This is a genomic window from Bacteroides sp. CAG:189, from assembly GCF_000432295.1.
Taxonomy (GTDB): domain Bacteria; phylum Bacteroidota; class Bacteroidia; order Bacteroidales; family Bacteroidaceae; genus Bacteroides; species Bacteroides salyersiae.
Genome location: NZ_HF991108.1, coordinates 42,655 through 52,174, shown reverse-complemented (window position 1 = coordinate 52,174; position 9,520 = coordinate 42,655). Strand labels below are relative to the sequence as shown.

Below are 9,520 nucleotides of genomic sequence, written 5' to 3'. Positions count from 1 at the left end.
GCCAAGGCTATTACCTTATAATAAAAATCACCAATCATCTTGCCTTTTATAAACGCTCTCATTTCAAATATGACAAATAGTTTCTTCAATATATTCTCTATCCACATCCATTTTTTCAATGCTATAGCTTTACAAATTCCATTCCATAACTGCTTATTTATCTCCAGAGAAATCCCATGCTACTATTCTTTTTTTAATAAGAGAATGCCAACTAACTGAAAGACAGAAACCAAAGAAAATAATAATCAAAAAAAAGAAGATTTCTTTTTGATTATTCGAATAAAGCTGTAATTTTGCATGCCGTAAACGGACAATGCCGCTATAGCTCAGTTGGTAGAGCAACGCATTCGTAACGCGTAGGTCGCCAGTTCAAGTCTGGCTAGCGGCTCTTTCATTAAGCACTGATTATTTTAATCGGTGCTTTTTGCTTAAATAGAATAATGTATTCAAAAAAAACACCTATAATCGTTATCTGAACAAGCGTACTAATTGCGATACCGGTAGTTTTTTCAAGTTAATCCTGTTTTAGTAAAAAACGCATCACAATCAGTTTTAGCCATGTCATGAGCCGAAAAAGGAATCAAAAAAAGAAAAAAGCCCAAAAACATTCCCAAATAGGATGTATTATTACTATCCTAGTTTTAATACCTGTTTTTTATGGTTTATACCTTTATTTTCAACAATCCGAAACGCTCCCCTCTTTTCCGGACAAGACAGTCAAAATTCCTGCTACATCCATTCGGCAGCCGATACCGACAGCCGAAGAGCTTACGATACCGCGAATGATTATTCCCAGAAAAGAACAAATCATCCACCATACCGGATATAGCGTATCATATAATGAAAATCTCCGCCTGCCTAACTGGGTCGCATATGAACTGACACGCCAAGAGACACAAGGCAATGCTAAAAGAACCGACCGTTTCATTACCGACCCTTCGGTAAAAGGTATCATTGCTACCAATGCCGATTACGCACGCTCAGGATATGACAAAGGACACATGGCGCCCGCAGCCGATATGAAATGGAGCAATACGGCAATGAAAGAATCATTTTACTTTAGCAATATGTGCCCGCAACACCCGGAACTGAACAGACGCAAATGGAAAGACCTGGAAGAAAAAATACGTGATTGGGCCATTACCGACAGTGCTATTATTATAATTTGCGGACCTATTATAGAAAAAACGCCACAGAAAATAGGAAAAAACAAGGTAACAGTTCCACAAAAATTCTTCAAAGTAATTTTATCACCTTTTACCACATCACCTAAAACCATTGGATTTCTATTCAAAAACGGACGTTCCGTATCCCCACTCGCCACTTACGCAGTATCAGTGGACAGTATTGAAACGCTGACGGGAATGGATTTCTTTGCCCCTCTGCCTGATGATTTGGAAAACAAAATAGAATCACAAGTGAATTGCGACCAGTGGGGACTTTAAATCCGGGCAATAACCCTAAAACGCATTTATACCAATAACATCATCGGCATTCAAAAGCAAATAATAGCTAAACACTCAAAAAACAGTCTCCACCAAGTCGCCTATTTAGTCGAATTCTTATTACCTTTGATGAGTTTTTATAATGTGAACGTCTTTTTATGGACAAGAAAAAGAAAAAAATCCTTATCAGCCTAACGGCTATCTTCTTTATAGTCTGCATAGCAGGAATCGGTACTTTTTATTACTACCTCCTGTATCCGCAATTTCATCCCGCTAAAACAGTTTATGTGTACGTAGACCGTGACGACACGGCAGACTCCATATATAATAAGGTGAAAGCAAAAGGACATCCCGGTAACCTTACCGGATTCCGTTGGATGGCAAAATATCGTGAATTAGAAAAAAACATCCACACCGGCCGCTATGCCATTCGTCCCGGAGAGAATGTATACCATGTTTACAGCCGGATATCCCGTGGTTATCAAGAGCCGGTCAACCTGACAATCGGCAGTGTAAGAACGCTCGACAGGCTGGCACATAACGTAGCCAAACAATTAATGATAGATTCTATCGAAATTGCAACTTTACTATTCGATTCCACTTTTCAGCAAAAAATGGGATATGACAAAGAAACAATGGCATGCATGTTTATTCCCGAAACTTACCAAGTATATTGGGATATGAGTGCCGACAGCTTCTTCGAGCGTATGCAAAAGGAACATAAAAGATTCTGGAATGACGAACGTCTTGCCAAAGCACAAGCTATAGGAATGACTCCGGAAGAAGTGTGCACGCTGGCATCCATCGTAGAAGAAGAGACAAATAATAATGGGGAAAAACCTATGGTGGCAGGATTATACATCAACCGGTTGCAAAGAGGCATGCCGCTTCAAGCAGATCCTACGATCAAATTTGCATTGCAAGACTTCGGATTAAGAAGAATCACCAACGAGAACCTACGGGTTGAATCTCCATACAATACTTATATAAATACCGGACTTCCTCCGGGACCGATCCGCATTCCTTCCACTAAAGGCATAGATAGCGTTCTTAATTATGCAAAACACAATTATATTTATATGTGTGCAAAAGAAGATTTTTCGGGTACCCACAATTTTGCATCCAATTATACCGACCATATGGCTAATGCCAGAAAATATTGGAAAGCATTGAACGAAAGAAAGATTTTTAAGTAATCCTGTAATAAAATGATCTTAAAAATGTATCTTTGCCCAAATAAATAATAGAACTGTGACTAACACTAATTAAAAAGATATATGAGCAAGCAACTCTTACTTGGCGATGAAGCCATTGCACAATCTGCATTGGATGCTGGGCTTTCAGGCGTTTATGCCTATCCGGGCACCCCTTCAACTGAGATAACGGAATATATCCAATCATCCCCCGTCACGAGTGAACGGAACATACACAGCCGTTGGGCTGCCAACGAAAAGACAGCAATGGAGGCTGCCTTGGGAATGTCATTCGTAGGTAAGCGGGCACTGGTTTGCATGAAACATGTAGGCATGAATGTAGCAGCCGACTGTTTTATCAATTCAGCAATCACCGGTGTAAAAGGCGGACTTATCGTTGTTGCAGCTGATGATCCCAGCATGCACTCCTCTCAAAACGAGCAAGACAGTCGTTTTTATGGTGATTTTTCATTGATTCCGATGTATGAGCCGAGCAATCAGCAAGAAGCTTATGACATGGTTTACAACGGATTCGAATTTTCCGAAAAGATCGGCGAACCATTATTGATGCGTATGGTTACCCGCCTGGCGCATTCCCGTTCCGGAGTAGAACGAAAAGCCCAAAAGCCGCAGAATGAAATATCTTTTGGAGAAGATCCGCGTCAATTTATTCTTTTACCGGGTAATGCACGCAAACGCTATAAAGCATTATTATCACGCCAGGACGAATTTATCAAAGCATCCGAAGAATCTCCCTATAACAAATATACCGACGGTCCGAACAAAAAGACAGGTATCGTAGCCTGTGGCATCGGATACAACTATCTAATGGAAAACTATCCGGAAGGCTGCGAATATCCGGTATTGAAAATAGGACAATATCCGCTACCCAAAAAGCAATTAATGCAATTAGTGGAGACTTGTGATGAAATTCTTGTTTTGGAAGACGGGCAACCGTTTGTAGAAAAACAATTGAAAGGGTATTTGGGTATCGGATTGAAAGTGAAAGGACGTCTTGACGGTACACTTTCACAAGACGGAGAATTAAATCCGGATTCCGTAGCACGTGCCGTAGGAAAAGAAAACAAATCCGAATTCAAAGTTCCGGGTATTGTAGAGATGCGCCCGCCCGCCCTATGCGAAGGTTGCGGCCATCGCGATATGTATACCACTCTGACTCAAGTACTAAAAGAAGAATATCCTACTCATAAAGTATTCAGTGACATCGGATGTTATACATTGGGAGCCAATGCGCCGTTCAATGCCATAAACTCCTGTGTCGATATGGGGGCATCCATTACGATGGCAAAAGGTGCTGCCGATGGAGGATTATATCCCGCCGTAGCCGTTATAGGCGATTCGACTTTTACCCACTCCGGAATGACCGGATTGCTGGACTGTGTTAATGAAAATTCAGATGTTACCATTGTTATTTCCGACAATGAAACAACAGCTATGACAGGTGGCCAAGATTCTGCCGGTACAGGACGTATCGAAGCAATCTGTACCGGACTCGGAGTAGATCCTGCACATATCCGTGTAGTAGTTCCCTTAAAGAAGAACTACGATGAAATGAAACGGATAATACGTGAAGAACTTGATTATCACGGTGTATCCGTTATTATCCCCCGCAGGGAATGTATACAAACATTAGCACGTAAAAAAAGAAGTAAATAAGCCATGAAAAAAGATATTATACTATCAGGAGTAGGCGGGCAAGGTATCCTGTCAATCGCCACAGTCATCGGCAAAGCAGCCTTGAAAGACGGACTTTATATGAAACAGGCAGAAGTACACGGGATGAGTCAACGTGGTGGAGACGTACAGTCTAACCTGCGCATCAGTGACCAACCTATCGCTTCAGACTTGATACCATCGGGAAAATGTGACCTGATCATATCCTTAGAACCCATGGAAGGATTACGGTATCTTCCCTATCTCAGTCCGGAGGGATGGCTGGTGACCAACGAAACGCCGTTTATCAATATTCCAAATTATCCGGCAGAAGAAAAAGTACTGGAAGAGATTAACAAACTGCCTCATAAAGTGGTCTTGAATGTGGACAAAGTAGCTAAAGAAGCAGGATCGGCACGTGTCGCCAATATTGTTCTATTAGGAGCCACTATCCCATTCTTAGGAATAGATTACACAAAGATACAGGATAGCATCCGTGAAATATTCCAGCGCAAAGGGGATGCTATTGTAGAAATGAACCTCAAAGCGTTGGCAGCCGGAAAAGACATAGCAGAAAAATTAATGTAATCATGTGTATCCTGCCGATATGTCAATCGGCATAACAACTGTTCAAAACATACAATTGGCATATCGGCAGGACAGCACATTGAATAATTGTTCAAACCATGAATACAAGATACTGGGAAGAAGAAATAGAAACGATGAGTCGTGAAGAACTAAAAGAATTGCAATTACAACGACTCCGTAAAACAATTTCCATAGCAGCAAACGCTCCTTATTATAAGGAGGTTTTTGCCAAACACGGCATTACCGCCGACTCCATCCGGTCACTGGAAGATATTCGTCAAATACCATTCACAACCAAAGCGGATATGCGTGCCCATTATCCTTTCGGCCTCGTAGCCGGTGATATGAAAAATGACGGAGTACGAATCCATTCATCCAGCGGCACAACCGGTAATCCAACTGTCATAGTACACTCACAGCATGATCTTGACTCATGGGCAAACTTGGTGGCACGATGCCTTTACATGGTTGGAATCCGTAAAACCGATGTATTTCAGAACAGCTCCGGATATGGAATGTTTACAGGAGGATTAGGATTTCAATACGGTGCCGAACGGTTAGGAGCATTGACCGTACCTGCTGCTGCCGGTAACAGTAAACGTCAGATAAAATTCATCAATGATTTTAAGACGACTGCCTTACACGCAATCCCCAGCTATGCCATACGCTTGGCAGAAGTATTCCAGGAAGAGGGTATGGATCCGGCAGGCACCACCCTAAAAACCCTTGTCATCGGAGCAGAACCGCACACCGATGAACAAAGAAAAAAAATAGAACGCATGTTGGGAGTGAAAGCCTATAACAGCTTTGGAATGACAGAAATGAACGGCCCGGGAGTAGCCTTCGAATGTACCGAACAAAATGGTATGCACTTTTGGGAAGATTGCTATTACGTAGAAATTATCGACCCGGAAACCGGTGAACCTGTCCCCGAAGGAGAAATAGGAGAACTGGTACTGACCACACTCGACCGAGACATGATGCCCCTGATTCGCTACCGGACGCGCGATCTTACACGTATTCTTCCGGGCAAATGTCCTTGCGGGCGTACTCACTTGCGTATAGACCGAATCAAAGGACGCAGCGATGATATGTTCATCATCAAAGGGGTTAATATTTTCCCAATGCAAGTCGAAAAAATATTGGTGCAATTCCCAGAATTAGGCAGCAATTACCTTATTACCCTGGAAACCGTCAATAATCAGGATGAAATGGTCGTTGAGGTAGAGTTAAGCGATCTTTCCACTGACAACTATATTGAGCTGGAACGTATTCGTAAGGAGATTACCCGCCAATTGAAAGATGAAATATTAGTAACACCTAAACTGAAATTGGTTAAAAAGGGCTCTTTACCACAAAGCGAAGGAAAAGCAGTACGAGTAAAGGACTTGAGAGATAACAAATAATTCAATATAATTATATGTCTAATGCGCCAATTAAGAAAATTGTTTCTTCAGTTGGCGCATTCGTACATCCACTTTAATCATACCTTATGCAACTATTAAAAAAAAGAATCCTGCAAGATGGAAGATGCTTCGAGGGAGGCATTCTGAAAGTAGACAGTTTTATAAACCATCAAATGGATCCCGTACTGATGAAATCTATCGGAGTAGAATTCGTACGCCTTTTTGCAGGAACCAATGTCAATAAGATTATGACGATAGAAGCCAGTGGTATCGCTCCGGCCATTATGACCGGTTATCTGATGGATTTACCGGTGGTATTTGCCAAAAAGAAATCTCCTAAAACCATACAGAACGCATTAAGTACCACAGTTCATTCTTTCACCAAAGACCGTGATTATGAAGTTGTCATCAGTAGTGATTTTCTAACCCCCGAAGACAACATTCTTTTCGTTGATGACTTTCTGGCATATGGAAACGCCGCCTTAGGTGTTTTAGACTTGATCAAGCAATCCGGAGCTAACCTGGTAGGAATGGGGTTCATTATAGAGAAAGCCTTTCAAAACGGGCGTAAAACACTCGAAGAAAGAGGTGTACGCGTAGAAAGTCTCGCCATTATAGAAGATTTATCCAATTGCCAGATTAAAATAAGATAGCTTCTTCTATTTTTCATTCGGATTAAAATATTGTCCTTTTTTCCCCGTCACGCTCCCGTATTGTACAGCATTTTGGGGACAGATATGATAACAGGCCAAACAAGAAGTACAATCTGTTCCCCAAACAGGTTTCCATCCTACCATTACAATATTGTTCATAGGACAAGCTTTTTCACAACGTTTGCAAGCTATACAAGCATCTGTGGTATGAAACTTCCTCGCAGATATCCCCCATTTTGTGAAAAACGGATTAATTATCTTCGTTTTTATAAAAGGGAAACTACCTTCATGGCATTGAAACACCTCTTTTCCTTCTTCCAACATACTGCCTATTTCTGCCAATTTTGGAATCGCATCAGTCAGTTTCCGTTCTTCAATCTCTTTAGAGTCCACATCAAACCCCGGGAGTAATACATAATTATTAGGCATAATAACAGAAAATCCGGCATCACATTTCCATCCCCTTCTTGATACAGCATTGCAAAACACCTGCTGAGTCAATCCGGTGTCATCCCCGCAAGAACATACAAAAAAAAGATACTGCTTATCATAGCGCTGAAGATTCAGTTGTTCTATAAACTGCAACACAATGGGAGGAGGCCCCCAGGAATACACAGGAAACACAAAGCCGATTTTTTCTTTATCAGCCATTTCATAATCAAATATCGCGTTTCGCATTGTTTCCGGAATAAATATCAATTGCTCCTTAAGCCTGTCAGCAAGCTGTTCTGCAATCCATTTAGAGTTTCCTGTACCCGAGAAATAAAAAATCATAATTGAGATTCTTTTAATAAATCAATATAAAAAGAAGGGCGGTAGTCTTCGAATGATTACCGTCCTTCTCCGTTATAAAAAAGCCGCACCGACGATGTGATGAAACTCTGATAGAACAAGATTTGAGTGCTCGCCCCCTTTGTAATCCACCGGCTAAAAGCTGTCCCGAAAGATGTGGCCCGCCATTGAGAGCAGAAGCGTTCTCGGTATATCAGATTAATTTGAAGAGTTTCCCGATCAAGTCGATACGGCTAATACTTTAACTACACAAATGTAGTAACTTTGTATGAGATAAACAAGAAAAATATAGAATTTGTTTATTCTAAAAGCCACTTTTTATAGCTTGAAAATTCTTTAGTAATAATAAAAATGCCGATCACTTTTCAGTAATCGGCATCTATTATTCTTAAACTGTGCAACTTAAGCCGCTTTAGCTTTAGCAACTACAGCTTTGAAAGCTTCCGGATGATTCATTGCTAAATCAGCCAAAACCTTACGGTTTATTTCGATACCGGCTTTATGCAAGCCACCCATCAATTTAGAATATGACATTCCTTCAAGGCGTGCAGCTGCATTGATACGTTGTATCCAAAGAGCGCGAAAGTTTCTTTTCTTGTTTCTACGGTCACGGAACGCGTATGTCAAACCCTTCTCCCAAGTGTTTTTAGCTACGGTCCAAACATTTTTTCTTGCACCAAAGTAACCTCTGGTCAATTTCAAAATTTTCTTTCTTCTTGCTTTTGAAGCAACATGATTTACTGATCTTGGCATAGTTTTACTCTTTTTTGAATGTTAGCGCCGTTACTTCACGTAGCGAACTTAAAGCTAATGCATTCGGTTAATACTTTAATAATACTTTTACGCTTTTGATTACTTCATAGCTAAGAGTTCCTTAACCTGGCTTACATTTGTTGTATCAACAGTTGTAGAGTAGCACAGATTTCTCTTTCTCTTTTTAGTTTTCTTAGTCAAAATATGACTATGAAAAGCGTGCTTTCTTTTGATTTTACCTGTTCCGGTAAGAGTAAATCTCTTTTTAGAACCGGAGTTAGTCTTCATCTTTGGCATCTTACTTGATTTTAAATTATTAAATTATATGGCAACGCACTATACCTGCGCGTTACGCATTTCTGTCTTATTCTTCTGCTGCCTTATCCGCAGGCTTTGGAGCTGCAGGCTTCGGTGCAGCCGGCTTTTTGGGAGTGCCTTCTTTCTTTTTCGGAGAAAGCTGGATAGTCATACGCTTACCCTCTAAAACAGGCATTTGATCTACTTTTGCGTAATCTTCCAAATCATTGGCAAAACGCAACAACAGCACTTCACCCTGTTCTTTAAAAAGAATGGAACGCCCTTTAAAGAAAACATAAGCTTTCACTTTGTCCCCGTCTTCAAGAAACCCTTTAGCATGTTTCAACTTAAAGTTGTAATCATGATCATCCGTTTGAGGTCCGAAACGTATTTCCTTTACGTTCACTTTCACCTGTTTCGCTTTTTGTTCTTTCTGACGTTTCTTTAGTTGATAAAGAAATTTTGAATAGTCAATAATACGGCAAACCGGGGGTTGTGCATTAGGGGAAATTTCTACGAGGTCTAACCCTTTTTCTTCCGCCATTTTTAATGCCTGGGAAATAGGATATACCATAGGTTCCACTTCGTCGCTTACAATGCGAACTTCCTTGGCGCGAATCTGCTCATTGATTCTGTACTGCCCTTTTAAGCTGTCATTCTTCATCAAATAACCTTTACTTCCGAATTGTTTTTTATTGTCTACCAAAATTTGTTTATTT

The 9,520-nt window shown here is 40.7% G+C and carries 10 protein-coding genes and 1 tRNA gene; 7 read left to right on the top strand and 4 right to left on the bottom strand.

Annotated features, from left to right (window positions below; translation table 11 throughout):
• The first annotated feature begins 315 nt into the window (after positions 1-315).
• From QVP90_RS14900 to xpt, 7 genes are all read left to right on the top strand, one after another.
• Positions 316-388: transfer RNA gene (locus QVP90_RS14900), tRNA-Thr, on the top strand.
• 175 nt (positions 389-563) lie between these two features.
• Positions 564-1,445, top strand: a complete 882-nt coding sequence (locus tag QVP90_RS14895; protein WP_021936859.1) for a DNA/RNA non-specific endonuclease — start codon at positions 564-566, stop codon at positions 1,443-1,445.
• Positions 1,446-1,603: 158 nt separating this feature from the next.
• Complete coding sequence (mltG, locus tag QVP90_RS14890; protein ID WP_005923506.1) at positions 1,604-2,641, top strand: endolytic transglycosylase MltG; 1,038 nt, start codon at positions 1,604-1,606, stop codon at positions 2,639-2,641.
• A gap of 81 nt (positions 2,642-2,722) precedes the next feature.
• Complete coding sequence (locus QVP90_RS14885) at positions 2,723-4,315, top strand: thiamine pyrophosphate-dependent enzyme (RefSeq protein WP_005923509.1); 1,593 nt, start codon at positions 2,723-2,725, stop codon at positions 4,313-4,315.
• A 3-nt stretch (positions 4,316-4,318) separates the two neighbouring features.
• Positions 4,319-4,900: an indolepyruvate oxidoreductase subunit beta gene (locus QVP90_RS14880; protein ID WP_005923512.1), complete on the top strand. Its 582-nt coding sequence runs from the start codon at positions 4,319-4,321 to the stop codon at positions 4,898-4,900.
• A 98-nt stretch (positions 4,901-4,998) separates the two neighbouring features.
• Positions 4,999-6,306: a phenylacetate--CoA ligase gene (locus QVP90_RS14875; protein ID WP_005923515.1), complete on the top strand. Its 1,308-nt coding sequence runs from the start codon at positions 4,999-5,001 to the stop codon at positions 6,304-6,306.
• Positions 6,307-6,392: 86 nt separating this feature from the next.
• Positions 6,393-6,959, top strand: a complete 567-nt coding sequence (xpt, locus tag QVP90_RS14870; RefSeq protein WP_005923517.1) for a xanthine phosphoribosyltransferase — start codon at positions 6,393-6,395, stop codon at positions 6,957-6,959.
• Between the two features lie 6 nt (positions 6,960-6,965).
• Here xpt and QVP90_RS14865 read toward each other — a convergent pair whose 3' ends face one another.
• From QVP90_RS14865 to infC, 4 genes are all read right to left on the bottom strand, one after another.
• Entirely contained in the window at positions 6,966-7,733 is a 768-nt protein-coding gene (locus tag QVP90_RS14865; RefSeq protein WP_005923519.1) for an EFR1 family ferrodoxin, read from the bottom strand.
• Positions 7,734-8,153: 420 nt separating this feature from the next.
• On the bottom strand, positions 8,154-8,504 hold the full coding sequence (gene rplT / locus QVP90_RS14860; protein WP_004297540.1) for a 50S ribosomal protein L20: 351 nt from the start codon (positions 8,502-8,504) through the stop codon (positions 8,154-8,156).
• 99 nt (positions 8,505-8,603) lie between these two features.
• On the bottom strand, positions 8,604-8,801 hold the full coding sequence (gene rpmI / locus QVP90_RS14855; protein WP_004326827.1) for a 50S ribosomal protein L35: 198 nt from the start codon (positions 8,799-8,801) through the stop codon (positions 8,604-8,606).
• 67 nt (positions 8,802-8,868) lie between these two features.
• A complete protein-coding gene (infC, locus tag QVP90_RS14850; protein WP_085930804.1) occupies positions 8,869-9,465 on the bottom strand; it encodes a translation initiation factor IF-3 in 597 nt (198 codons plus the stop codon).
• Positions 9,466-9,520: the final 55 nt, after the last annotated feature.